General features: G+C 64.5%; 18 protein-coding genes. 5 read left to right on the top strand and 13 right to left on the bottom strand.

What is annotated here, in order from left to right; translation table 11 throughout:
- Positions 1-15: 15 nt before the first annotated feature.
- From FRC98_RS16155 to FRC98_RS21655, 6 genes are all read right to left on the bottom strand, one after another.
- Complete coding sequence (locus tag FRC98_RS16155; protein WP_146982483.1) at positions 16-3186, bottom strand: efflux RND transporter permease subunit; 3171 nt, start codon at positions 3184-3186, stop codon at positions 16-18.
- Between the two features lie 7 nt (positions 3187-3193).
- Positions 3194-4438: an efflux RND transporter periplasmic adaptor subunit gene (locus FRC98_RS16150; RefSeq protein WP_230467706.1), complete on the bottom strand. Its 1245-nt coding sequence runs from the start codon at positions 4436-4438 to the stop codon at positions 3194-3196.
- 38 nt (positions 4439-4476) lie between these two features.
- Positions 4477-5862 (bottom strand): TolC family protein, encoded by a 1386-nt coding sequence (locus FRC98_RS16145; protein WP_146982481.1) that lies wholly within the window; start codon positions 5860-5862, stop codon positions 4477-4479.
- A 12-nt stretch (positions 5863-5874) separates the two neighbouring features.
- Positions 5875-6879, bottom strand: a complete 1005-nt coding sequence (locus FRC98_RS16140) for a M56 family metallopeptidase (RefSeq protein ID WP_146982480.1) — start codon at positions 6877-6879, stop codon at positions 5875-5877.
- Entirely contained in the window at positions 6872-7294 is a 423-nt protein-coding gene (locus FRC98_RS16135) for a BlaI/MecI/CopY family transcriptional regulator (RefSeq protein WP_146982479.1), read from the bottom strand. Before FRC98_RS16135 ends, FRC98_RS16140 begins: the two co-directional genes overlap by 8 nt.
- A gap of 282 nt (positions 7295-7576) precedes the next feature.
- A complete protein-coding gene (locus FRC98_RS21655; RefSeq protein WP_230467690.1) occupies positions 7577-7735 on the bottom strand; it encodes a hypothetical protein in 159 nt (52 codons plus the stop codon).
- A 217-nt stretch (positions 7736-7952) separates the two neighbouring features.
- Between FRC98_RS21655 and FRC98_RS16130 the strand changes: the two genes are divergently transcribed.
- Positions 7953-8750, top strand: a complete 798-nt coding sequence (locus tag FRC98_RS16130) for a M48 family metallopeptidase (RefSeq protein WP_230467689.1) — start codon at positions 7953-7955, stop codon at positions 8748-8750.
- A 97-nt stretch (positions 8751-8847) separates the two neighbouring features.
- Here the strand turns inward: FRC98_RS16130 and FRC98_RS16125 are convergent, their stop codons facing one another.
- Positions 8848-10425, bottom strand: a complete 1578-nt coding sequence (locus FRC98_RS16125) for a tetratricopeptide repeat protein (protein ID WP_146982478.1) — start codon at positions 10423-10425, stop codon at positions 8848-8850.
- Between the two features lie 317 nt (positions 10426-10742).
- On the bottom strand, positions 10743-11255 hold the full coding sequence (locus FRC98_RS16120; RefSeq protein WP_146982477.1) for a hypothetical protein: 513 nt from the start codon (positions 11253-11255) through the stop codon (positions 10743-10745).
- A gap of 364 nt (positions 11256-11619) precedes the next feature.
- On the opposite strand from FRC98_RS16120, the gene FRC98_RS16115 reads away from it, so the two are divergent.
- Positions 11620-12639: an isocitrate/isopropylmalate dehydrogenase family protein gene (locus FRC98_RS16115; RefSeq protein ID WP_146982476.1), complete on the top strand. Its 1020-nt coding sequence runs from the start codon at positions 11620-11622 to the stop codon at positions 12637-12639.
- A gap of 799 nt (positions 12640-13438) precedes the next feature.
- Here the strand turns inward: FRC98_RS16115 and FRC98_RS16110 are convergent.
- Positions 13439-15916 (bottom strand): ATP-dependent helicase, encoded by a 2478-nt coding sequence (locus tag FRC98_RS16110; protein ID WP_230467688.1) that lies wholly within the window; start codon positions 15914-15916, stop codon positions 13439-13441.
- Positions 15917-16266: 350 nt separating this feature from the next.
- On the opposite strand from FRC98_RS16110, the gene FRC98_RS16105 reads away from it, so the two are divergent.
- Complete coding sequence (locus FRC98_RS16105) at positions 16267-17067, top strand: GNAT family N-acetyltransferase (RefSeq protein WP_146982474.1); 801 nt, start codon at positions 16267-16269, stop codon at positions 17065-17067.
- A 98-nt stretch (positions 17068-17165) separates the two neighbouring features.
- Here the strand turns inward: FRC98_RS16105 and FRC98_RS16100 are convergent, their stop codons facing one another.
- Positions 17166-17576, bottom strand: a complete 411-nt coding sequence (locus tag FRC98_RS16100; RefSeq protein ID WP_146982473.1) for a TraR/DksA family transcriptional regulator — start codon at positions 17574-17576, stop codon at positions 17166-17168.
- 403 nt (positions 17577-17979) lie between these two features.
- Between FRC98_RS16100 and FRC98_RS16095 the strand changes: the two genes are divergently transcribed.
- Positions 17980-18384, top strand: coding sequence for a PEGA domain-containing protein (locus tag FRC98_RS16095; RefSeq protein WP_230467687.1), 405 nt, complete (start codon positions 17980-17982; stop codon positions 18382-18384).
- A 178-nt stretch (positions 18385-18562) separates the two neighbouring features.
- Positions 18563-20605: a hypothetical protein gene (locus tag FRC98_RS16090; protein WP_146982471.1), complete on the top strand. Its 2043-nt coding sequence runs from the start codon at positions 18563-18565 to the stop codon at positions 20603-20605.
- Positions 20606-20702: 97 nt separating this feature from the next.
- On the opposite strand, the gene FRC98_RS16085 is transcribed toward FRC98_RS16090, so the two are convergent.
- From FRC98_RS16085 to cheB, 3 genes are all read right to left on the bottom strand, one after another.
- On the bottom strand, positions 20703-22145 hold the full coding sequence (locus tag FRC98_RS16085) for a type 1 periplasmic-binding domain-containing protein (RefSeq protein WP_146982470.1): 1443 nt from the start codon (positions 22143-22145) through the stop codon (positions 20703-20705).
- 300 nt (positions 22146-22445) lie between these two features.
- Positions 22446-23846 carry a CheR family methyltransferase gene (locus tag FRC98_RS16080; RefSeq protein WP_146982469.1) on the bottom strand — a complete coding sequence of 467 codons (1401 nt, stop codon included), beginning with the start codon at positions 23844-23846 and terminating at the stop codon, positions 22446-22448.
- Positions 23843-24913 carry a chemotaxis-specific protein-glutamate methyltransferase CheB gene (gene cheB / locus FRC98_RS16075; protein ID WP_146982468.1) on the bottom strand — a complete coding sequence of 357 codons (1071 nt, stop codon included), beginning with the start codon at positions 24911-24913 and terminating at the stop codon, positions 23843-23845. Before cheB ends, FRC98_RS16080 begins: the two co-directional genes overlap by 4 nt.
- Positions 24914-25147: the final 234 nt, after the last annotated feature.

Here is a 25147-nt window from a genome sequence, read left to right as displayed (position 1 = left end):
GTTCATCACCGAGGCTTACGCCGGAGGTGTGTTTGTGGCTCGGCGCTCCAAGTCATCGTGGTCCGTAGCGTCATCCTCATCCAGGACGTCGCCGCCGAGGAAACTGTAGACTGCCGGGAGTACGAGCAGGGTCAACACGGTGGCCGTCACCAGGCCACCGATCACGACTGTGGCCAGGGGGCGTTGCACTTCTGCGCCGGCGGTAGAAGAGATCGCCATGGGCAAGAAACCGATACCATCGGTAAGTGCGGTCATCAGAACGGCTCGGAGGCGAAGTCGCGCACCTTTCTCAGTGGCGTCCATCAACGAGAGTCCTTCGCGTTGCAAATCGCGGATGTAGGTGACCATCACGACGCCGTTGAGCACGGCGATGCCCGAGAGGGCGATAAAGCCGACCGCAGCCGAGATCGAAAAGGGCATCCCGCGTATCCAGAGTGCGAGGACCCCGCCGACCGCCGCCATGGGGATGTTCAAATAGATGATCAACGCCGGGCGAAGGGAGCCAAACGTGGTGTAGAGGAGGAGGAAGATCAGCAGGAGCGCGGCGGGTACTGCGAGGGCCAGGCGAGAGGTGGCGGCCTGGAGGTTCTCGAACTGCCCTCCCCAGGTCACGAAGTATCCGGGGGGCAGGTTGCCCTCTTCGCGCAGGCGCTCCTGCGCTTCGCTGACAAAACTGGCGATATCGCGCCCGCGCACGTTGACCTGGATGGTAACGCGCCGCTGCGCGCTCTCACGACTGACGACAGCGGGGCCCTCGTCGAGCATCACCCGGGCGACCTGTCCCAGGGGAATGCGTTGGCCGCCGGGGGCCGAGATGAGCATGCGTTCGATGGCGTCGGGGTTCTCGCGAGCGCTCTCTTTGAGGCGAACTTGCAGCGCAAAGCGCCGCTGCCCCTCAAAGACCACGCCCACCTGACGCCCGCCAATAGAAGACACCGCGTCGAGCACTTCGGCAGCATTGATGCCGTAGCGCGCGGCCGCCTGGCGATCGACGATGATTCGCAGCGCCGGGAGACCGGCCACCTGGTCGACGTTCACGTCGGCGGCGCCTTCGATGGAGTTGATCACCTCCATGACGCGGGCGCTGGTGCGCTCAAGCTCCTCGAAGTCAGGGCCGTAGAGATTGACCGCGATGTCTGAGCGCACGCCGCTGATAAGTTCGTTGGTGCGTAGCTCGATGGGCTGCGAGAAGGAGTAGTTCTGGCCGGGCACACGTAGCTCAAGCTCTTCCTCGATCGCGGCGACAAGCTCCGTCTTGGATGTAACGCGTGTCCACTCCGAGATGGGGTCGAGCATGATGTAAATATCGGAGATCTCCACGCCCATGGGGTCGGTGGCGATCTCGGCGCGGCCGGTGCGCGAGATGATCGTTTCGATCTCATCGGGGAAGGCCGCAGTCAGAGCACGCTCAATGCGGCCGGTGGCCTGCACAGATTCTTCGATTGATACGGAGGGGGGGCGAACGGCCTGCATCGCGATGGCCCCCTCGTCGAGGGTGGGGATGAACTCGGCCCCCATCGTCGACGCGACAATGCCACCGAGCGCCATCGCGGCGATCGCGCCTGCGATGACCCAGGCGCGAAAGCGAAGCGCGAAGCGCAGCGCCGGGTCGTAGAGGCGACGCGCGACACGGGCAAGGAAAGGCTCTTTCTCGGACAACCCTCGTCGGAAGAGCCAGCTTGCTCCGGCCGGCACAAAGGTGACGGCCAGTACCAGCGCTGCCGCAAGAGCCGAGAGCACCGCGATCGCCATCGGGGTGAACATCTTCCCCTCAATCCCCTGCAATGTGAGGATCGGGATGTAGACGATCATGATGATGGCCGTACCGAAGAGCACCGGTCGGATCACCTGGGAGGTGGCGCGTCTTACCTCGCCTTTGACCTCGTCGCCTTTTGCGCCGCTCTCGGAGAGTCGTCGGGAGACGTTCTCGACGACGACGATGGCACCGTCGATGATCAGACCGAAGTCGAGCGCCCCCAGGCTCATCAGGTTGCCCGAGACGCCGAAGTAGCGCATGGAGATAAAGGTCACCAGAAGCGAGATGGGGATGACGGCGGCCACCAGCAGTCCACCGCGCAGGTTACCCAGCATCAACAGCAGCACGACGATGACGAGGATGCCGCCTTCGATGAGATTCGTGGCCACGGTGCGGATCGTGCGGTCTACCAGCACAGATCGGTCGTAGTAGGTCTCGATGGTGACGCCGGGGGGAAGCCCCAGCGCGAGCTCGTCGAGACGCTCGCGCACCGCGTTGGAGACCTCCCCAGAGTTTGCCCCCATGAGCATCATAACCGAGGCGGTGACGACCTCTCCGCGCCCGTCTCGAGTAACCGCACCCTGCCGAATCATCGGGGCGAAGGCCACCTCGGCGATATCTTTGATGTAGATGGCGGTTCCGTCGCGCCGCGTTGTCACGCGCACGTTTCCAACATCGTCGAGACTGGTGATGAGGCCCTCACCGCGGATCACGCGTTGCTCGCCGCCTCGAACGATGTAGCCGCCGCCGGCGTTGGCATTATTGGCCTGCAGCGCCTCAAAGACGTCGCCCAGGGCCAGACCAAGGGCATTGAGGCGCGCCGGATCGACCTGGACTTCATACGTCTTGAGTTCGCCGCCGAAGGAGTTGACTTCCACCACGCCGGGAATCGGCCGCAACTGAAAGGCGACGTACCAGTCGAGGATCGTGCGCAGCTCCATCAGCGTGTAGCAAGACTCGGTGTCAGGGCCTCCCTCAGGGCACATCGGGTCGCCACGAACTTCGAACTGGTAGATCTCGCCGAGCCCGGTGGAGATCGGCCCCATCTCCGGCGAGCCATAGCCCTCCGGGATCGCCTCACGAGCCTCAGTGAGTCGTTCGGAGACCATCTGCCGGGCGAAGTAGATATTGGTACCTTCCTCAAAAACGACCGTGACGGCGGAGAGGCCAAAACGCGAGAGGCTGCGTACTTCCTCCACCCGCGGTAGCCCGCTCATCACCGTCTCCACGGGGACCGTGACGTAGTGCTCAACTTCGACAGGTCCGAGAGAGGGTGCGTTGGTAAGCACCTGAACCTGCACATTGGTGACGTCAGGCACGGCATCGATCGGAAGCTGCTGTGCGGCGCGCACACCGAGTGCGCCGACGAGCAAGACGCCGAAGATGACCAGGAAACGATGCCGTATACAGAATGCTACAAAGCGGTCCATGGTATCCTCAGTGCGCGTGTCCGTGACCCAGTTCGCCACGCATCAGCTGTGATTTGATGATGAAGGCTCCGTTTACCACGATGGGTGTGCCTGGCTGGAGCCCCTCAAGTACCTCGGCTTGATCATCGCTTTCTCGGCCGAGCGTGACCGGGCGCGCCTCGAATTCGCCCTCAGCGTCGCCGGGGACAAAAACCACCGTGCGGTTGTCGAGCGTTTGCACCGCCGAGAGCGGCACGACGACGCTGGATCCCTTGGGTTCCCCTGACGCCAGCCGTAACGAGCCAAAGAGGCCTGGCCGCAACAGCCCGTTGGGGTTGTCGATCTCAACGCGGATCGGCAACGAGCGTGTGGCCTCATCGAGTCGGGCTCCAACGAAGTCGACGGTTCCCGTCCAGGTGCGTCCGGGATAGGCGTTCAGGGTGAGGGTTGCGTTCATGCCTTCGGCAACTTCTGCGATGTTCTGCTCGTAGACACGCCCGATCACCCAGACGCGTGACAGGTTCGCGACGATAAAAAGGGTGTCGTCAGGGGAGACGTTTTCACCACGGGTGGCGTGGCGCTCAACGACCACCCCGTCAATGGGGCTGAGCAGCGCCATATCCGGTCCCGAGCCGCCTTCCAGACCAAAGACACGGAGACGAGAGAGCGCGGCGTCGCGCTCGGCGTCCGCTTGCTCGTAGGCCAGCTCCGCTTCCAGAAGACTGCGCTGGGAGTTGATATTCTCGGCGCGAAGTTGGCGCTGCCGTGCGAGGTTCTCCTCAGCGACGTTGCGCATGGAGGTTGTGCGGCTGAGCTCGGCGCGGGCCTGTCCGAGCTCGACGCTTCTGAGCCGCGCGAGTTTGTCTCCGGAGTCGACTCGGTCGCCCAGAAGGGCGTCCACACTGAGAAGCTGACCCTCGACAAGGGGGCTGATATGGGCCACCAGGTCGGGGTTATGTTGCACCTCGGCGGGCACTTCGAAGGCCCCCGTTACGACGCCGGCTGTTGCATTTCCTATGACAATGCTGCTCGATTCCAGCGCCTCGGGCGATAGTGTGACGACGGACTCTTCGTCGGCGTGCGATGCTTCGTCGTGGGTCGCATCGTCGTGATTTTCTTCCGGATGACCGGCTTCAGCGCCCGACTCTTCATGGCCGGCGCCGTGTTCTTGATGGTTGTGCTCCTCACCCTCGTGCTCATCGTGGTCGGCGTGGGACTTATGTGATTCCTCGGGGTGCTCCGGGGGGACGGACGTATCGCATCCCGTTCCCATCACCAGAGCACATACTATGAGGGGTAGTAGGTGTGTTTTCATGGGGTATTCTCGGTGTCGTTGGTCCAGATTTCTGTGCCTACGAGTCCTTCAAGCATCGCGGCGCTTTCGTAATAGGTGATGCGCGCATCGATGTACTGACCGGTGGCGTTAAGGAGTCGCTCCCGGGTTTGCGAGACCTGATGCACGTCGACCTCGCCCAACTCGAAGGCGCGCTGCAGCAAGGCGAGGTTCTCCTCGAGTTGAGGAACCACGCTGGTCTCATAAAGCGTGACGCGTTCGGCCGCAGCGTTCATTGCGATGGCCGCTTCGGTCAGCTCCGCGCGCAATCTCGCTGCGGTGGCAGCGCGCTCGCTGTCGGCGATCTGAAGTCTGGCTTGAGCCAGAGCTCGCCCCTCCTGATTTCTGCGCCAGAAGGGAAGGGGAAGGCTCATGTTAATGAGCCACAGGTTGGTGCCCGCCTCCGGGCCGAGTGCGGCCTCGCGACCGAACGAAAGTCCGAGCGTGGGCTCGGGCCAGGCTTCGCGATGCTCGAGCGCCAGACGGCGTTGCTCGGCGAGCACCGCAAGCTCGCGTGTGCGGAGCTCCGGATGATGCTCGGCCATCAACGTGAGTAAGTCGGAGGGATTCGGTGCGGCACGGAGCGGTGGCAGTGTGCCCTCAACAGGGGGGAGTTCGAGTTGCGGCCACCCGATCACGGCGGCAAGGCGAGTGGTGAGCCCCTCCAGCGATCGTCTGGCTTCGATTACGGCCTCGCGCGTCTGCGCCAGGTCCGCTTCGGCCACGAGCAGGATCAGTGGCGATGACTCTCCCGCTTCGACCTGGCGCGCGGCGATATCTCGCATGGACTCGGCAAATTCGACGAAGCGCTCGGCTTGTTCCAGTCGCTCGCGAACAAGCAGAATATCCACAAAGAGTCTGTGCACCTCGACATGCACGCTCCAACGAACCTCTTGGACATCGGCTTCTCGCAGCTTCTGTTGGTCCCGAGCAGCGTCAAGTCGAAGACCGGGTTCGCCGGCGATTTCGAGGCGCTGCTGAATGGAGGCTTCAAACTCAAAAGCGCTCGCGCCAGCCGCGCGGCGTTGCCCCACACCAAAACTCAACTCGGGATTGTCCGGGAAAAGGATCTTCGCTCCGCTCACCTGCGCATCAGCGATGCCCATGCGGGCCAACACGGTTTGGATTGCCGGCGATTCGCTGTCGGCGAAGACGAGCAGCTCCTCAAGTGTCATCGCGGAGGCCGCAGACGGATCAACGGGCTCACCGGTCGGTACGTAGGGCCGGGTAAGCTCGGCCGGGGCGAATTTGCCGGGCTCAGGGAGTTGGGTTTCGGCGTCGATTGTGGCGCACGAAAAGAGTAAAGTACTACCGGCGATAGTAGTAAGGCGCGCAACTTTTTTCGCGAAAGAAAGGTCGAGCATTCAAACCTCAGGTCACTGGTGGAGATGGAGCACGCGCTCAACTTCGAAGTGGAAGTGTTCGAGCAGGCCGAAGCCCTCCAGATGAGGCACGCCGAAGATGGCGAGGGCCGTAAGCAGGAGGATGATATGTCCCAACGTCTTTACAGGTGCAGGCGGTCCGTCGAGTAGAAGTGTGACTCGGAGTCGAAGCGCGATCGCATTGTCACCGCATAAGGCAGCGGCGTTTGGGAGCAGCGCGCCACAGCGAAATCGGGCGGCCTTGACGATGCTCTCGGCAAGCGCCAGGGGTTCTCCGCCGTGATGAACGGCCTCTGTATCGCAGAGCGCCTCTCGAGCGCTGCGCCAACGAGCGAAGTCTGCCTGGAGCAACGATCCCGCTGGATTAACGCTCAGACACAGCCTGATCATGAAGCTGCGCAGAGTATCGAGCCCGGTGATGTGCGCATACTCGTGCAGGAGCGCGGCCCGCAACATCGAGGCGTCCGCGTCTCTGACAAAGCACGCATCCATCACGACGATGGGCCGCAAGAGCCCGAGCGTGAAAATGGGCTCGGTGGAGTGTTCGACTACGGCGATGCGAAGCGAGCGCAAATACGCATCGTTTCTGGCGATCAAGCCAATGCTTTGGCTCAATTCATGCGCATCACCGAGGCGGTGCAACGGTGTTTGTGGCCACTCTCGCCAGAGCCGCACGCCGACGGTCAAAACGATGCCTGCCAGCATGAATCCCAGAAGCATAAACGTGTCGACACAGGTCGTTGCCACATGATCCATCAGACAGGGATCTGCGGCGATGCCCGGTTCACTCTGATGCAATGCAGACGAGGTCAGCCATAAAATCGGCAGAAGAGTTGGCGCAACGAGCCAGCCAAAGGTTGTCTCGGAGCCAAAATTCGCCCAGGACGACGTGCGTCGACGGCTCCAGGCCAGCGCTCCACGGCAGAGGAGCGTTAATAACGGGATCACAACAAAGAAGGTCGTCGCTACTGCCGCCAGCGGGAAATACACTTCATTCATCGTGTTTTCTCCGCTTGCGGATCAAGGCTTCGAGGCGGTCGAGCTCATCGTGGTCAGCCTGGGCGACCCGCTCCACGAGAAGAGCAACGGCCGCTTTCTGTCCAACCGGTGGGAGGCTCTCCAATACTTCTCGCGTCATCGCCTCAATGAACTCGGTACGGCTCATGATCGCGGTGTAGAGGTAGCGTCGTCCTTCTTTGCGGCGCGTTAAAAGATCTTTGTCGTAGAGTCGGCTTATGGTCGTCATGACCGTCGTGTATGCGATCTCGCGCTGGGTCTCGAGGATTCGGTGGACGTCCGCTACAGCGAATTCTTCCCAGCCTTCGTCCCAGACGATCTCCATAATCTCGGCTTCGAGGTCGAAGAGCGAGGTGCGAAGCCCCTGTTGCTCGGGTCGAATTCGGATGCCTTTCACGATGAACTCCAGATCAGGGTACGAGGGGCGGTCACCTGTGCCGCCCCATATCTTACGAGCGGCGATAGTAGATGTCAAATACGATTGACGGTAGTAGATGGGCGTCCGTCTGTTCGCTTGCAATCGAGGGCACGCTCACCAGCGCAGGGACAGAATCTACTCACGGGAAAGACGTTGCACCCGTCAACGCTCTTACGCTTGTGCGACAAAAAAGCGCCGCTTTCGCGGCGCTTTTTGGCGACTGGAGGTTCACCGGATGAAGATCCGTAAGGTGTGGTGAGGCTAGTCCTCGTCAGCCTGCGCCTCTTCGGCCTCGGTGAGCATCGCCTCGACCTCGGCGACGTGTTCGGGCTCCATGCCCTCGATCATCTCGCCAAGGGCGCGGCGGGCTTCAAGCGGGGTCATGCGTTCTTTTGCGAACTCTACGCAGATCAGACACATAGCTCTCTCCGAAGTTGGGCGTTGAGGCGCGTCTCGGTGTGAGGAAGCGCACCTCGGGGTTGCGAGTAAGAAACGCAGGGTAGACGCGGCGGCATTCCACGGCCAGTGGCCTTCGAGGTTGTCGGCGCGCGTTGCTTGATTAAATCTATACGCGCTTGATGCGTCTTTAAATGACTGTGTGGCCCGGGAGCGGGCTTCGATGAGGCTGGAGGAAGCAATGCGACGATGGATGACGATGGTGTTGATGGTGCTCACGCTGGGGTCGGGCGTGAACGCGCTGGGTTGTGCGACCACCCCGGGGCGGGCGGCGGCCGATGCGCTGGTACCGATCAGCGATGAGGTGGCCATGGGCCGCCAGATGGCCGATGAGCTGGAGAAGGAGCTTACGATGCACCCGGACGCCGAGGTGCAGCGCTATGTGCAGCAGCTCGGTGAGCAGGTGGTGCGCGCGGTGCCCAACCGCCCAAGCGGGCTGGCGTTCAGGTTTAAGGTGGTCGACGACCCCTCGCAGATCAACGCGTTTGCGATCCCGGGCGGCGGTATCTACGTCTACTCCGGGCTCTTGCGGGCGATGGAGAGCGAGTCGGAGCTTGTCGCGGTGCTCTCCCATGAGGTGGCGCATGTGACGCGCCGCCATATCGCGCAGCGTCTTGTGACGGCCTATGGCATCGACGCGCTGGCGCAGCTCGCGCTGGGGCAGAACCCCGGGCTGCTCGGTCAGCTGGTGGGGGCGGTGGCCGCCCAGGGCTTTATGCTCAAGTACAGCCGTGATCATGAGCGCGACGCCGATGAGTGGGGGCTGCGTTATATGGTGCGTATGGATTACGACCCGCACGGCTTTGTGACCTTCTTCAGAAAGCTCGAGGGCGACGGGCCGCAGCTTCCCGAGTTTTTGCTCACCCACCCTCACGCCGATGATCGCATTGAGCGCATCGAAGCGCTCATCGCTCAGCTGCCGCAGACGCCGACCCGCGATGGGCGAGAGGCGTTTCAGGCGATGAAGCCGAAGTTCTGATGGCGTCTGCGTACGACGCGTTTTGCTGATCAAAAAAGCCGCCCCTTCGGGCGGCTTTTTTGCGGGTGGCGAGCTGCGACTCAGGCGATTGCCCGTCTCAGTTAGGCGCGTCGAAGCCCAGCTCGGCGAGGATCTCGTCGAGGGTTTCTTGCACGTCTTTTCGGTGCTCCCAGTTTTCGGGGGCGCACTCCAGGGCGGCGGCCAGGTCGCTTGCGGCCTGTTCGTTTTCTTCGGCAGCGATCCACATCGCGGCGCGCTTGAGGTAGGGCGTGGGGTAGTAGGGATCGATCTCGATGGCGCGCTCCCAATCCTCAATGGCGCCTTCCAGGTCGCCGTCGATCATGCGGGCGCCGCCGCGGTTGGCCAGTGCTTCGACATCGTCGGGGGCGAGCTCCAGGGCGGCGTCGTAGTCGGCGATGGCGCCTTTGAAGTCCTGGTCGAGCAGGCGGGCGTGGGCGCGGTTGTAGTAGTGCATCGGCTCGGAGGGCTCAAAACCGATGGCGAGCCCGAAGTCGGCGGCGGCTTTCTGGGGCTCCTCGAGCTGGAGGTAGAGGTAGCCGCGGGCGGCGTAGACGTCGACGAAGTCGGGCTTGATCTGAATGGCCTTCTCGTAGTCTTGCAGCGCGTAGCCCAGCTCGCCTAGCACCCGGCGCACGTTGCCGCGCTGGAAGAGGGCGATGAGGTGGCGGTCGTTGAGCTCCAGCGCGCGGTTGAGGTCGGCCATGGCACCGGAGAAGTTGTTGCTGGCAAAGCGGGCGACGGCGCGGTTGATCCAGAGGTCGGCGTCGTCGTCGACCTGTTCGAGGGCGGCGTCGTAGTCGGCGATGGCGGCTTCGACCTGGCCGAGCGCGTGGTGGGTGAGCGCGCGGTTGATGCGAGCGGCCACCGAGGTCGGGTCGAGCTTAAGGGCGCGATCGAAGTCGTCCTGGGCGCCGCGCAGATCTTCGAGGGCGCCGCGGGCGATGCCTCGCTCGACGAGCGCGTCGATGTCCTCGGGGTTGAGCTCGACGAAGCGGGAGAGGAGGGCCTCGGCCGACTGGACGTCGCCAAGCTGCATGCGCTCATCGGCCAGGTTGCGAAGGGCGTTCGGGTCGTCGCGATCAAAGCCTTCCGGGAGGTCGATGGCGTCGAGGGCGCTGAGCTCGCCCCGGCGCACGCCTTCGTCGAAGCCGGCGACGATGGCGTCCATCTGGGAGCTGACAAAGGCGGTGAAGGCTTCGTGGTGCTCTCGGAGCACGGCCAGCGGCGCATCGACCCGGGACTGCAGCGTGTCGAGATCGGCGTGGAGGTCGATGTCGGTGTCGGCCGCCTTACTAAAGGCGCTCAGCCAGGCTTCGCCCGAGATCTCATCAAGCGCCGGGGCGTCTTCGGCGAGCAGGGCTTTGAGCTCGGGGAAGATCGCGTCGAAGTCGCGCTCATCGGCGCTGACCAGCTCCAGGTGCATCGAGGCGGTCACAAAGGCGCGGGGTGCGCGGCGGGGTGCGGCCACAAAGAGCAGCCAGGTGGCAGTGAGTACGGCGCGGGCGACGTCTTCATCTTCGCGGGCCGCAGCGGGAAGATCGCCGGTGCGCGAGAAGAGTTGAATGGCGGCCACCAGCGCGCGATCGCTGAGCGCGTGCTCCTGCTGGGCGGTCTCAATGAGGTGGGCGATGGCGTCAAAAGGAAGCGTGGTCATCAAAGAGCTCGGGGGTCAGGCGCGGAAAGAGCCCGCGGTGGGCGCGAGGGCATAACGTGCGCGGATCTAACCCGATGTGAAGCTCAGGACAACCATCGCCGCAGGAGCACGGCGCGCCGCGAGGGCTCAGGAGGGCAGCGCCCAGGTCCATACCGAGGTCAGGGCAAGGGTCAGCAAAAGCACCAGTGAGATAAGCAGGCGGACCAACGAGGTTGTTGCCATAGGTGCCTCCAACGTCAAAACAGGGGTGTCTGGCGGCCCGGGGCCGCGGCGCGGCCGCGCAAGATGGCAGTGGCGGGATCTGCGCCGGGCACCCTTTAGAAGTCGATGCGCAGCAGCGGGACGCGCACCGTTTTAGGAAGCTCGTGCTCCAGCATGTAGCGGCGCGCGGCCAGGGCGTCGGCGTTGCGCTCCTCGCGCACGACCAGCTCGACGGCGCCCGCGGCCGTACCGACCAGGATGCCGCCGCCGGCGAAGTAGGCGATGGTCCAGGGCGTATATTCTCGCCCCGAGAGCAGGTAGACGCCCGTGCCCACAAGACCGCCGGTGATGCCGCCCAGAAAGGCGTTTCTGGCGAGCACGCCCATGTAGTTGGGCGACTCCGGCTCGGTGATGATGGTCTGGCGTTCGCGTTCCTGGGTGCCCTCGACCGGGTCAGTTTCGCGTTCGCGTTCCTCGATGACGCGATCTTCGACGCGTTGAACGTCAGCCTCGGGAGTCGTGTCGGCCGCAGCCGGTTCGGCGGCGCGCGCATGTGCGGAGAACGCGGTGATGGCCAGCGCGACAAGGCTCAGCATCACCAGCCATCGGGGTGCCCAGGATAGTGCCATGGTGGACCTCCTTATGCGGCGTGAGACGTTCGGCCCACGAGGCGCACCGCGGACCGGTTCCCCCCGAGTCGAGCCGAGATCACTATTCACACTATGAATGTAATTCCGAGGTGCTCATCACCAAAAAGTTTCCCTTGCAACCGCCGCAGAAGTGCGACCGGGGTGGGCTCAGGAGGCAGGGGGATAAGCTCAGGCGGCGGGCCCCTTTTCGGGGCTATTGACCCCGATGGTGGGGCTCTTCTATGGTGTCGCCGCCGCGCGCCCCTTAAAAGGTGCAAGACGCCTCAGGCGCGCGCGATGAAGCTATCGAATAAGGTCAATGACGCCGCGTAAGAAGCGCGGCGATCACGTAAAGGGAGTTGTCATGAGCCGTAAAGTGTCCCTGATTCGCGGTGACGGGATTGGACCGGAGATCGTCGACGCGACGGTCTCGGTGATCGAGGCCCTCGGGGTCGATCTGGAGTGGGAAGAAGTTCGCGCCGGCTCGGGGGCTTATAAGGATCTGGGCACTCCGCTTCCCGAAGAGACGCTTCTGAGCATCGCCCGCAACCAGTGCGTGCTTAAGGGGCCGCTGGAGACGCCGATCGGCACCGGCTTCCGCAGCATCAACGTGGCGATCCGCAAGCATTTCGATATGTACGCCAACGTGCGCCCGGCCAAGATCTCGCCGGCGATGACCACGCGCTTCTCCGACACCAACGTGGACATGGTGATCGTGCGCGAGAACACCGAAGGCGCCTATGCGGGTATTGAGCACGTGATCCCGCCGAACCGTGCCGCGGCCGAGACGATCATCCTGATCACGCGCTGGGCCTGTGAGCGCATCGTGCGCTACGCCTTCGAGTACGCGCGCCGCGAGGGCCGCTCCAAGGTCACGCTGGTGCATAAGGCCAACATCCTCAAGGAGTCCAACGGGCTGCTGCTGGAGGTCGGCCAGACGATCGCGCGTGAGTACGACGACATCGAGTTCGAAGACATGATCGTCGACAACTGCTGCATGCAGATGGTCATTCGTCCGGAGCGTTTTGACGTGATCGTCACGGAAAACCTCTTTGGCGACATCCTCTCCGACCTGGCCGCCGGCCTTATCGGCGGGCTGGGTCTGACCCCGGGCGCGAACATCGGTGAGGGCGCCGCGATGTTTGAAGCCGTGCACGGTACCGCGCCGGACATCGCCGGTCAGGGCATCGCCAACCCCACCGCGCTGATGCGTTCGGCGGGCATGATGCTGGGTCACCTGGGTTATGTGAACGAAGGGAAGTTGCTGGAGAAGGCCATCACCAAGGCGCTGGCCAGCCCCTCGACGCGTACCGGTGACCTGGGCGGAACGGCCAACACCAAGGCCTACACCCAGGCGCTGATCTCGGCGATTCAGGAAGGTTAAGACCTTTCGGCCGGCGGCATCGTTTGTGCGAGGTCGTTCGTTTAGGTCGCTTTTGAGAGGCGGCTCAGCTTGAGCAGGTCGCTTCTGTGACGCGGCGCAACTTGAGCAGGTCGCTTCTGTGACGCCGCTTTTAAAGGGTCATAAAAAACGCCCACCCGGAGCTCCGGGTGGGCGTTTTTTATGGCGCCAATTCTCATCGATCGGTGACCGTGGGTCGGTCTGGGAGGTGACCGTGGGTCAGCTGAAAAAGTGACCGTGGGTCGGTTTGGGAGGTGACCGTGGGTCGGTTTGGGAGGTGACCGTGGGGCGGCTGAAAAGGTGACCGTGGGTCGGTCTGGGAGGTGACCGTGGGTCGGTCTTTAGGGTGACCGTGGGTCGGTTGGGAGGTGACCGTGGGTCGGTCTTTAGGGTGACCGTGGGTCAGAAAAAGTGACCGTGGGTCGGCTGAAAAGGTGACCGTGGGTCGGTTGGGAGGTGACCGTGGGTCGGTAAAAAAGGTGACTGTGGGTCGGTTGAGAGGTGACCGTGGGTCGGTTTGGGAGGTGACCGTGGGTCGGTTTGGGAGGTGACCGTGGGTCGGTCTGGGAGGTGACCGTGGGTCGGTTGGGAGGTGACCGTGGGTCGGTTTGGGAGGTGACCGTGGGTCAGCTGAAAAGGTGACCGTGGGTCGGCTGAAAAGGTGACCGTGGGTCGGTCTTTAGGGTGACCGTGGGTCAGCTGAAAAAGTGACCGTGGGTCGGTCTTTAGGGTGACCGTGGGTCGGCTGAAAAAGTGACCGTGGGTCACATGCGTGGGTCGATTATCCCAACACTTTCAAGAACTTGCGAATCACCGTCTGCTGACCTACCGCCGGAAAGTCGACGGTCAGTCGGGCTTTGTCGCCGGAGCCCGAGACGCCCACGACCTCGCCAATGCCGAAGCGGGTGTGGCTGACGGTCACGCCGATGAGCTGGTCGTCGCCGGAGGGGGTGTGGGTGACGTCCCACTCCTGCGGGGTCTGCGAGAAGCTCGACTCCCAGTCGGGGGTGTCCTGGGCCAGGTGCTCGTCGGAGGCCGGGGCCTGGTTGAAGTCGTAGGCCGCCGCGCCCTGGGAGGGGATATGCGGCTCGGGGAACTCGCCGTGGGGGGCGCCCAGACGTTTTCGACGGTCGCGGGCGTAGTCGAGCTCTTTTGCGGCGCTGCGCGGGTCGATGATGAGGCGGCTCGGATCGATGTCGAGCAAGAAGCGGCTGGGTTCGGTGTCTTTGAACTGCCCGTAGACGCGCCGCCGGCGCGCGTTGGTCATGTACAGACGATCTTCGGCGCGGGTGATGGCCACGTAGGCCAGCCGGCGCTCCTCGGCGAGCTCCTCGCTGTCGCCGGGGTCGCGCAGGCTGGGGAAGGTCTCTTCTTCGAGGCCGGCGACAAAGACCGTGGGGAACTCCAGGCCTTTGGAGCCGTGAATCGTCATCATGGTCACCGCCTGACCGGGGCCGTCGTCGCCGTCGGTGGATTGCACAAGCGCTGAGCGGTCGAGGAAGGCGCGCAGCCGAAGCGAGGCCGGGGCGGTGGTGAGCAGATCGTCGATGTCGTCGGGCATCGCCTCCTGCACTGAGGCGATGAGCGCGTCGCTGTTGGGATCCTGCTCGAACTCCTCAATGGCGCTTAACAACTCGCCGACGTTGCGGGTGCGATCTTCGGCGCTCTCGGAGTCGGTGCGCTCAAGGTGCTCGAAGTAGGCGATGCGCTCGATGAGGCGCTCAAGCACCGGGGTGAGCTCGTCGTAGTGGAGAAGATCGTCGCGGGTGGCCTCCAAGATCGTCCAAAAATCCTCGATGCCGCGGCGCGAGACGCCGCTGAGCTCCTCGACGCTCTCCACCAGCAGGCGCTCGGTGGCGTTGGAGGGTCGAGGGCGACGCGCGGCGAAGAGGTCGTTCTGGGCGGGGCGATCTTCCAAAGCGAGGAGGAGCGCGCCCTGCAGGCTCTCAACGCCGGGCACAGACGTTGCGGCGGCCAACTTCTCGAGCGTGGTCTTGCCCACGCCGCGGCGCGGGGTGTTGATGACGCGGGCGGTGGCCACATCATCGCGGGGGTTGAGCGCGCAGCGCAGGTACGCCAGCAGATCTTTGATCTCCTCGCGCGCATAAAAGCTCAGGCCCCCGATGATGCGGTAGGGGATGCCCCACTGGCGCAGCTGCTCCTCGAAGAGGCGGCCCTGGGCGTTGGTGCGGTAGAAGATCGCCACGTCGTCGAAGTTGCCGCCCTGGCGCGCCATATCGAAGATCGTCTCGGCCACATAGGCCGCCTCCTCACGATCGTCGGCGCCGGTAAACGCCACGATGGGCTCGCCGCCCTGGCGCTCGGTCCAGAGCTTTTTGGCGTGGCGGCGATCGTTGCGGGCGATGACGTCGTTGGCGGCCTCCAGGATCACGGAGGTGGAGCGGTAGTTTTGCTCGAGTTTGACCCGGGCAGCTTTTTCGTTGGCGTCTTCAAACCCTAAGATGTTGGCCACGGTGGCGCCGCGCCAGCGGTAGATGGCCTGGTCGTCGTCGCCGACCACGGTGAGGTTGTTGTGGGCGACGGTCAGGTGGTCGAGCAGCTCGTACTGAGCGGGGTTGGTGTCCTGGAACTCGTCGACGAGCACGTGCTGCCAGCGCTTGCTGTATTGTTTCGCGAGTTCGGGGTGCTCGCGAAAGAGCACGAGCACGCCCAGGATGAGATCACCAAAATCGACGGCGCCGGCATGGGTGAGGGCGCGCTGGTAGTTGGCATAGAGCTCGGCGTCGGCCTCGGCGCGGGCGTCATGGGCGTGTTCGTGGGCCTGGGTGGGTGTCCAGCCGCGGTTTTTGCAGGCGTCGATGTAGCTCTGCAGACGGCGCACGTCGGCGCGGGCGCGCTCATCGCCGGCTTCATCGAGGATGCGGGTGATCAGCCGGCGCTGGTCGGCGTCGTCGTAGATCGAGAAGTTCCAGTCCAGGCCGGCCGCCGGGGCGTGTCGGCGCAGAATCCGCGCGCCCAGGCTGTGGAAGGTGCTGATGGTGACCTGGCCACCCTGGCCCTGGCCGTCGAGGAGCTGGTCGACGCGCTCGCGCATCTCCTGGGCGGCCTTGTTGGTAAAGGTCATCGCCACGATCTGATGCGGTGCGACGCCCTGCTCGGCGATAAGATACGCGATGCGGTGGGTGAGCACGCGGGTCTTGCCGCTGCCCGCGCCGGCGAGCACCAGCAGGGGGCCGGCCGGGTGGGTGACGGCCTGGCGCTGATCGGGGTTGAGGTGTTGAAGCCAGTCCTGAGTCATTGTCATCACATGCAAAAGAACTTCGGGGCTGCAAATTTGTTCCGTTGGTGTTATGACCTGTGGCCTGAGGATTGGCAAGGCGCGCGGGAATGCAACGCCGCGGCGCTTATGTTTACCCGGGGGAAACGCCCCCACAGCAGCGCCCGAGGCGAGTTGTCGTCTTCGGGCGCCCCACGTAAACTTGAGTCTGGTTGTCGACAATCGCCCGCCTGCCCGGCAGCCGGCGCGGTGACGACCACGGACGCGGCCGCCGCCACTGAGGCGCCACGCGCCGCGATTTTTTTCGCCTACACCCCCGTTTCGCTCCCTGCTGGAGTGTGGCGGGGCGGGCGTGCAACCGGAGTGCCCCCATGGCTGTCGAAGAGCTTACCGAGCGCGAAGAGCTGCGAGAGTTTTTGGTGCAGGATCGACTGGCCAACGCTTATTTGCTCGGCAACCTCGATCCCTCTTATTTCCAGTTCTGCCGCTGGTACGGCTCACGCGATGAGCAGGGCAAGATCGCCAACCTGATGCTGGTTTACCGGGGCCTGAGCCTGCCGGTGGTCTTTACCAGCGGGCGTGGCGAGGATCTGCCCGACTTTCTGCAGGCCTGCTACGAGGTGGTGCCGGAGCGTTTTCATTTCCATGTGCTGGAGACGCAGATGGCCGATCTGACCTCGACCTTTGAGGTGGGGCAGGCCGAGGCGATGATCCGCATGGGGCTTGAGCGGGAGCATTTTGAGCCGGGGGTGCGCGATGAGCGCGTGGAGCGTCTGGGCCATCGCGACACCGCCCAGATCATGGCGCTCTATGAGCATTATCCCGACAACTTCTTTGAGCCCTACCAGCTGGAGACGGGGCTTTACTTCGGGATTCGCGATGAGGAGGGCGATCTGGTGAGCATTGCCGGGGTGCATGTGGTCAGTGAGACGCATGATATCGCGGTGATCGGCAACCTGGTGACCCACTCCGAGCGGCGGGGCCAGGGTCTGGCGACGGCGTGTACCGCGCGACTTCTCGAAGAGCTCTTTGAGCGCGTCTCGCTGGTGGCGCTTAACGTGCAGGTGGAGAACGCCCCGGCGATTCGCATGTATGAGAACTTCGGGTTTCGGGCCAACAACCGCTTCTATGAGGGGCGGTGGTCGAAGGCCGCCGAGCGCGCGCGGGCCTGAGCAAAGAAGCAAGCAACAGGTTCGAGGGGTCATGAAAAAAGCCACCATCCGCCGGGCGGATGGTGGCTTTTTGCTGTGCGGGGTGTCGCGCTTAAACCTTACTCCAGTGCCGAGAACATGCCCGGGCGCACGGCGTGCTGGCGGCGCTCTTCGCGCTCCTGGTCTTCTTTGCACTCGATGCAGAGCTCGGCCATGGGGCGGGCGCGCAGGCGCGCCTTTCCGATGGGGTCGCCGCATTCGTCGCAGTAGCCGTATTCGCCGGTGTCCAGACGGAAGATGGCGTCGTTGACCTTGTTGAGGAGGTTGCGCTCGCGGTCCTGGAGGCGAAGTTCGGTGGCGTTGCCCTGCTCGTCGGTGGACTCGTCGATGGAGTCGCGGGGCTCACGGTCGTTGTCGCGCAGCTCGTTGCGGGTGAGGTTGTTGCTGCGCACCAGCTCCTGGCGTTGGGCCTCCAGCGCAAGGCGCATCTCTTCGAGGAACTCTTCGGAGTAGTCGTCGTTCTGGCTCATGGGTGACCTCGTCGTTACGTCGTTGGGGCGGCGCGCCTTCGGCGCTGGCCGTCCAGCTCAGGCCGAATATAGGCAGCAGACGCCGGCAGCGTACTTCAAAGGTGCTCCGGATCCCAGAGGCGGGTGGGGGAGCGGGCAGGGCAATCGCAAAGTTTTATAAGGCTTTTTATGGAGAACTCACCCAATTTGTGGGGAGGGGGCTTGTGCCCCTCCGGAACTCCCAAGGCGGGGACCCACAAGGGGTCCCCCTACGGTGGCGGGTGGTGGGGACCGACTTTGCGATTGCCCCGGGGGGAGCGGGGCGGAAGTTGAAGCCCGGGGCGAATCATGCCACGATGCGCGCCGGTTGTGGGCGAGCCTTCGATTGGTTGTCCCGGATGATGCGAATGCGATGAGGGTTAGCGTGCTGAAGCGTGTGCTACAGACAGGTTTGCTGGCGCTGGTGCTGATGATGAGCAGCGCGTGCGCGTCGACGACGCTGGTGGAATCACAACCGGCCGGGGCGACGCTGATCCTTGATGGCGAGCGCTACGCCGGGCAGACCCCGGTGCAGATTCGCGACCTGCCCTGGGTGTTCAGCTCCCGCACCTATCAGCTCTCGATGGAAGGGTATCACCCGAGAGTGGTAGAGCTTGAGGCCACGGCCAGCTCCAAGAGCTGGGTGACGTGCGTGTGCACCGCGGGCATCATGTGGCCGCTGGTCTTTTTTGGTCGCTATCCCTCCGATGTTGTGGTGCGGCTGAGTCCGATCGAAGCGCCGGCGCGCGCGGAGTTCAAGCCCCAACCCTCGGTGAGCTTTCCCCTCTGAGTTCACCTCGCGCTATGCTTGTTTAAGTCCGCACCCGATGCGGCGCTACCGGTCCACTCGATCCTTTTGAAAAGATTGAGGGTTTCTGGTAGCACTCTTCTGGCCTGTAACGGGCTCCCACCTGCATTTTCCCTCCTGCTGCACTCCTCTTCGCAGCCCTCCAGCACGCGGAAGTTCTATGATCACGATCCCGAAGCGATTGACGCATCTCACGTTTGCGCTGGCGCTCATGGCGCTCTCGCCGGCCTGCTCCGATCCCGATGGTGAGGGGCAGCTGCCCGATACCGATGTGGAGCTGCCGGACGTCGGTGATGCTGGCGATACCGATGCCGACGTGCCGGATGTTGAGCCCGACGTCGACGCGCCGGATGTTGAGCCCGACGTGGAGCCGGATGCTGAGGAGATCGGTTATTGCGACCCGCAGGGCGAGGGCTGGGAGCGCGATGCCGATCAGGACGGGCTCTCCGACTGTGAGGAGCGCGAGCTGTGCACCGATGAGTTCGATCACGACAGTGACGGCGACACGCTCAGCGACCTGGAGGAGCTGCAACTGGGCACCGATCCCTGTTCGGCGGACAGCGACGGCGACGGGGTGAGCGATGAGGAGGAGGAGCTGCTGGAGCTCGACCCGCTCAACGCCTGCACCTTCCCGGCGCAGTATTACCCCGATCCGACGGCCTGCTCCGACGGCGACCTCTGGGCGGTGAGCGCGTGTGATGAGCCGGCCAGTGAGCCGACGGAGTTCTTTGTAAACGGGGTAGGGAACTGGGGGCTGGGTCTTCCGCCGGCCTATTCGAACTACACCAACCTGACGATCGAAGGCGCCAGCGTGGAGAACCGTCACGCCGCGGCGGTCTACGATGACCCGGCCAATGAGATCGCCGGTTTTGTGCTGGCGCAGGCCCCCGACGGCGTCAGCTCGGCGGTGCAGGCAGTGCAGGCCAAGCGACAGCTCTTGAGCGGCGTGGGCAACCTCGTCCAGGAGGTCATCGGCGGGGAGTTCAACACCCACGATTATAATACCGCGGCGGTGAGCCGTTACCTGATCCGTTCGCCGCAGCTGCGCTCGGCGCGCGCGATGCGTGACGCGTTGCTGGTGGCCACCGCGCCCTTTGGTAGCGCGGACATCAGCGGGCTTCCGGCGACCAGCGGTAATACCTACACCGACTACCGTGTCTACCTGACGACGGTGCTTCGCGATGGCCAGCTGATTACGCTTGTGGCGCTGGCGCCGGCCGAGAAGTACGAGCTTCAGGATAAGACGAAGTTCCGCATGGACGACTTGACCAACACCACCGCGCTGGCCACTGCGACGGCCAACGACGTGCTGCGCTGCACGCGTTTTCCGCCGGCCGATGAGATTCCGCAGGTGGAGTTTCTGTGGGTGCTCGACCAGTCGGGCTCCATGACGGATGACTTCGATCGGGTGCGCGATGTGGCCGAAGGGTTCTTTGCGGAGCTGCGCAATACGCCGCTCGATTATCGCCTGGGTGTGACCAACATGTGGGATGGTGGCGAGGGCAAGCTGCGCAGCCCGCCGGCCTGGCACCGCGATCAGGCCAGCTTCCTCAATGAGATTGAGGAGTGGGTTGTGGACTGTCAGGGCTGCTCCGGAAGCTCGGGCGGCTCGGAGTACGGGATTCAGAACGCACGCAGCGCGCTGGAGTACATGAGCACCAACCTGGCGCCGGCCGAGGAGCGTATTCGCCCCAACGCCGAGGTGGTCACAGTGATGATGAGCGATGAGGAGGCTCAGACCTTCCAGGGCACTTCGCTGAGCTCGCCGCAGGGGCAGGCGCTGATGAGTGACTTCATCGGCTACTTCACCGGGCGGACCACGATCTTCTCGATCGTCACCAATGATGGTGAGGCCTACCGTCAGGTCGCGACGGCCACCGGCGGCAACTACTACTCACTCGACTCACCGAACATCGAGGAGTCGATCAACGACATCATTATCGCGGCGACCGGTCGGGCGGCGAACTACGTGTTGTCGGATGTGCCGCTCTCCAGCTCGTTGCGCGTCTTTAAGGACGGGCAGTGGGTGCCGCGCAGCCGGGTCAACGGTTTTGATTATTTTGCGTCGACCAACTCCATCGCGTTCTTCGGGGACTTCCGCCCCAGCGATGATGATCCGGAGGATGCGCCGATCAATTACGTGTCGGTCTCCTACCGTCACTTCCAGGTGAACACCAAGCCCGGGAGCGCCGGCGCGCAGTGATTGTGATGCGTTGAGGATCTGTTGAAGAAGCAAAAAAGCGGCCCCGATTTCGGGGCCGCTTTTTTGTGTCCTGCGGATGTGCGTGATGTCCGTCGCCTCAGATTTCGGCGTCGGGGTGGGCGATGCCGGTGGCGTTGAAGAGGGCGGAGATGAAGGCGTCGCGCGCGATGGTGGCGCGGGCGATGGGGCCGGTGAACCAGGCGTGCGCCAGCGCGTTGAGGTGGGCCTCATCGTCGCCGGGAGCGAACTGTTGAAGCAGGTGGGCGAGCCCGCGGCAGCCCCAGTCGTTGGCAGCGGCGAAGGCGTCCGGTTCGTCGAAGCTGGCGATGAGCTGGCGCACCGCGTCGTCGGGGTGGGAAGCGAAGGGGGCGATGAGCTCGCCGGCGCTCTGTCGGTCGAGATCGCCGAGTTCCACAGCGTGGCGGATCTCCACCAGGGTGTGCACCAGGGCCACGCGCTCTTCGATGGAGGCGGCGCGGTCGGTGGCGAAGCGCTCCAGGCCGCGGGCGATGTGCTCGGGGCTCAACCTGTCGTCGACGGCGACGCTCAGCGGAAGTCCGCTGATGCCGGGGGAGGCAAGGCCACGGTCGAGGAGGGCCTCGTGCTGGCCGACTTCGACGAGGAGCTCGGGGAGGTTGTCGTCTTCGCCCAGCGCGAGCTGGAAGGCGAGCTCGGCGGGGTAGCGGTCGATGAGGGTGGAGGCGTCGAGGAGGAGCTCTTCGTCTTCGAGCTCTTCGCTCTCCCAGGCCAGGAGCGCGGCGCTGGTGGCCAGGGCGGCGGCCATATCGAAGCCGTCGCGATCGCGCACCGTGCGCATCACCGCCAGGGTGTGGACCCAGGAGGTCAGGCCGTAGCAGCTCAAGAAGTCGGCCACGGCGCGGTCGTCGCCCAGCCAGGTGCGCTCCAGCTCGCCGAGCATCAGCTGGCGAGCGAAGCGATGAGGCGCGAGCGAAGCGAGCGCGCCGTCGATGGCGGCGCGTTGCTCCAGGCTGAGCTCATCGTGAAGTTCCTGGCGCCACTCGGTGATCGCATCAAAAAGTTCTGGAGCGTGGGCCAGCGCCGAGGCGCGGGCCACGGTGATGAGCTCCTCGGGGCTGGCGAGCTCTTCGAGGGCTTCGAGGAGCTCCTCGGGGTCGACGGCGGCCAGCAGGGAGGCTGCGGCCAGGCCGGTGTCGCTCTCATCGATGAGCTCGACGAGGGCCTCGTGGTACCAGTCGACGCCGGCCAGAAAGAGCGCGCGGGTCACAGTGGGGGCCTGGGCCTCGTCGGTGAGGGCGGCGTCGACGGCGTCTTCCTGGGGGCCGTGCTCATTGGAGGCGATCAGCGCCCAGATCCACGCCGGAGTGTCGGGGGAATTGGCCTTGAGAGCGAGCAGGGCTTTGCCGCAGGCGTCGCGAAGTGGCGTGTGGGCGAGGAGCAGCGCGGCGAGCACCGGGCCATCCTGAGGGCTCTCAAGAAGCGTGGTGAGCTCTTCGGAGGAGAGCTTCGGGGTTTCGCCTTGGAGCAGCGTTGAGACGATCGTGGACAGGGCTCCCGACATGGTGCCTCCGCAGGGTGGAAAGAGGGGGAAGTTAGGCGCGAGCGTGGCGCTCGCCAGGGCCTTCTCTGCCTTTCGCCGGGGAGCTTGTCAAAGGGCGGGGGGGCGGGTCGAAAAAAGGTGGCGCAAGAAAAGCCAGAGCGCCCTGTCATCCCGACAGGGCGCTCTGGCCGAAAGGAGGTGCCATGCGTTAGAGCAGCGTCGCCTGAGATCGCGGACAGGCGGCGCCAGCTCCGACCTCGTTGCCGAGGTATAGAAGGAACCGGGGAGGGGGCGGGTTCATTCCGGCCGCGAGGAAAAAAGTTACAACTCGCTTACCACCGAGAGGGCGCGGTGGGCGTCCTGGTGGGCCTGCTGGCGGGCGTCTTCCAGGGGGCCAATCAGGCGCGGGATGACCCGGGAGTGGCGCAGGGGCTCGGGGCTTGCAGCCAGCCCTTCGAGCGTCTGTCGCCAGGCACGGCGGGCGGCGTCGTGCTCGCCAAAAGTCTCATAGATACGGGCCGCGCCCCAGGCGGCCACCCAGTGAAAGGGCTCCAGAAAGAGGGCTTTCTGGTAGGCTTTGAGCGCGGAGTGGCCGGCGTCGAGCTGGTCGAGCACCTGCCCGAGCAGGCAGTGGCCTTCCACCACAAAAGGATCGTAGCTGGTGGCGGCCTCCAGGCAGGCCATCGCCAGACGAAGTTCCCCCTGGCGCATATGGGCGCCGGCGGTCTCCAGCAGATCGACGACGGTGTCGTTAAGACCGACCTCGCTGGTGGGCTCATCAAGTCCGCTGTATTCGGGGGCGGGGGGCTCGAGAAGATCGTCGAGGGCGCTCTCGCTGAACGTCCAGGCGCCGGGCTCAATGGTCTGGCCGGGTTTGGTCTCGTGGCGCCGGTACAAAAAGCCCTCGCCATGGCGGGTGGCGCGCAGGCGCGGGCTCTCGGTGTTGAGCTGCTCCACGTGGATCTGCTCGGAGGAGCCGAGCATCAGGTAGCCGTCGCAGGCCAGGGCATCGGCCAGATGCCCGACCACCGTGGCGGAGGCCCGGGGGGTGAAGTAGATGAGGACGTTGCGGCAGAGGATCACATCCCAGCGCATATCCGCGCGGCGCGAGCGCGGCGCAGTGTGCAAAAGGTTATGATGATCAAAACGCACCCGCTCCAGATCGGGATGATCGATGGCAAAGGTGTGCTCGTCGATCGGGCGCAGAAAGGTGTCGCGGCGCGTCTCATCGAGGCGGCGCAGGCTCCAGGTGCCGTAGTGGCCGCGGCGCGCCACGCTTAAGAACTCGGTGTTGACGTCGGTGCCCAACACGTCGGCCGGGATGTTCTCTTCGCTGGCGATCATCGCCACGGTGTAGGCTTCTTCGCCGGTGGAGACGCCGGCGCACCAGATCTGCAGAGGGCGCTCGGCGGTGGCCGAGGCGCCGAGGTTGCGCAGGATCGAGCGCAGCGCGAGGAGCTGAGGCTCATCGCGCCAGAAGGCGGTGAGCCCGTTGGTGATCAGGTTGACCAGGCGCTGGGGCTCTGCGGCGGTGGAGGAGAGGTCCTGGAGGGCCTCGACGTAGGTGAGGGGATCGTCGTAGCCGAGCGCTTCGGCGCGGCGCGCGAAGGTCTCGGCGATGCGCGTGGGCGCGGCGCCGCGCAGCGCAAAGCCGGTCCAGCGCTCGAAGAGGTCACAGGCCTGGGTGATGACCTGGCGCCGTTGGTAGCGGCCCTGATTCATCGCGACTCCCGCTGCTCGATGGCCTCGACTTCGCGGATGAGCGCCTCGGCGATCTGGTCGAGCTCCACCACCTTGTCGACCACACCGTGGGCGATGGCCGAGCGGGGCATGCCGTAGACCACCGAGCTGGCTTCGTCCTGCGCCAGCGTGGTGCAGCCGGTGTGGTGCAGGGCGGTGAGCCCGACGGTGCCATCATCGCCCATGCCGCTTAAGATCACGCCGATGGCCCGGGGGGCGGCATGGCGCGCAAGGCTTGTGAGCAGGCGGTCGCCGCTGGGGCAGTGCCCGCCCACCGGGGGGCCTTCGGTGACGCTGAGTTTAAGATCGGGCTCCAGCATCATATGGCGCTCAGTCGGCGCGATGTAGAGGTGGCCGCGTTTCAGGCCGATGCCTTCAAAGGCTTCCACCACCGTGAGCGGACTGTGGTTATCGAGCCAGTGTGCCAGGTGGGTGGAGAAGCCGTGGGTGATGTGCTGGACGACCACCACCGCCGCGGGGAAATCGGCAGGAAGTTGGCCAACGATGCGGGCCAGCGCCTTGGGGCCGCCGGTGGAGGCGACCACCCCGACGACGGCCACCGGGCGGTCGGCGGCGTCGGTTTTTGCGCTCTTTGCGGCGCGCCGAGGCCCCTCGACACGCTGGCGCTTGCGGCCGCGTACATGGCGCACCACCGGAATCTGGGAGAGCAGCCGAATCTTGCGCAAGAGGGCCTCGCGCTCTTCTTCCGGGAAGGGCAGGCTCTGCGGCTTGGGCATCAGATCGAGCGCCCCGGCCGAGAGCGCTTTAAAGGAGAGGTCGACCCCACCGCGGTGCGGATCGGCGGTGACCACCAGGATCGGCGTGGGACAGCGCGCCATGATCGCCTCGGTGGCCGCCAGCCCATCCTGGCGCGGCATGTGGATGTCCATCAGCACAAGATCGGGGCGATGCTCCTCGCAGAGGTTGACCACGTCGACGCCGTTGTCGGTCATGGCCACAATCTCGATGCCCGGCTCGGCGCGGAGCACGTCGACCAGGACTTCGGCGAAGATCGCGCTGTCTTCTGCGATGACGATGCGTAAGCTCATGAAAACTCTATGGATTCTAGCAGTGGGTGCGGGCAGGCAGTGCGGCCGGGGGAGCTTTAGCCGCGCTAAAAGACGTGTGACTATACCCGCTCATTCCGCGCAGGTGAATCACCAAGCCGGGGCAGGCGCAGCCCCGGTGGTTGGCCCGCGCTCCGGGGGCGTCTGGGAGGCGGCCGGCCCCGGCGTTCGGGTCCACCCTTCGGGTTGGATGACAGGGCCGGGGCGAAGGCGTAT

The organism is Lujinxingia vulgaris (assembly GCF_007997015.1).
Lineage (GTDB): Bacteria > Myxococcota_A > Bradymonadia > Bradymonadales > Bradymonadaceae > Lujinxingia > Lujinxingia vulgaris.
This window is presented reverse-complemented; position numbering and strand designations above follow the sequence as displayed.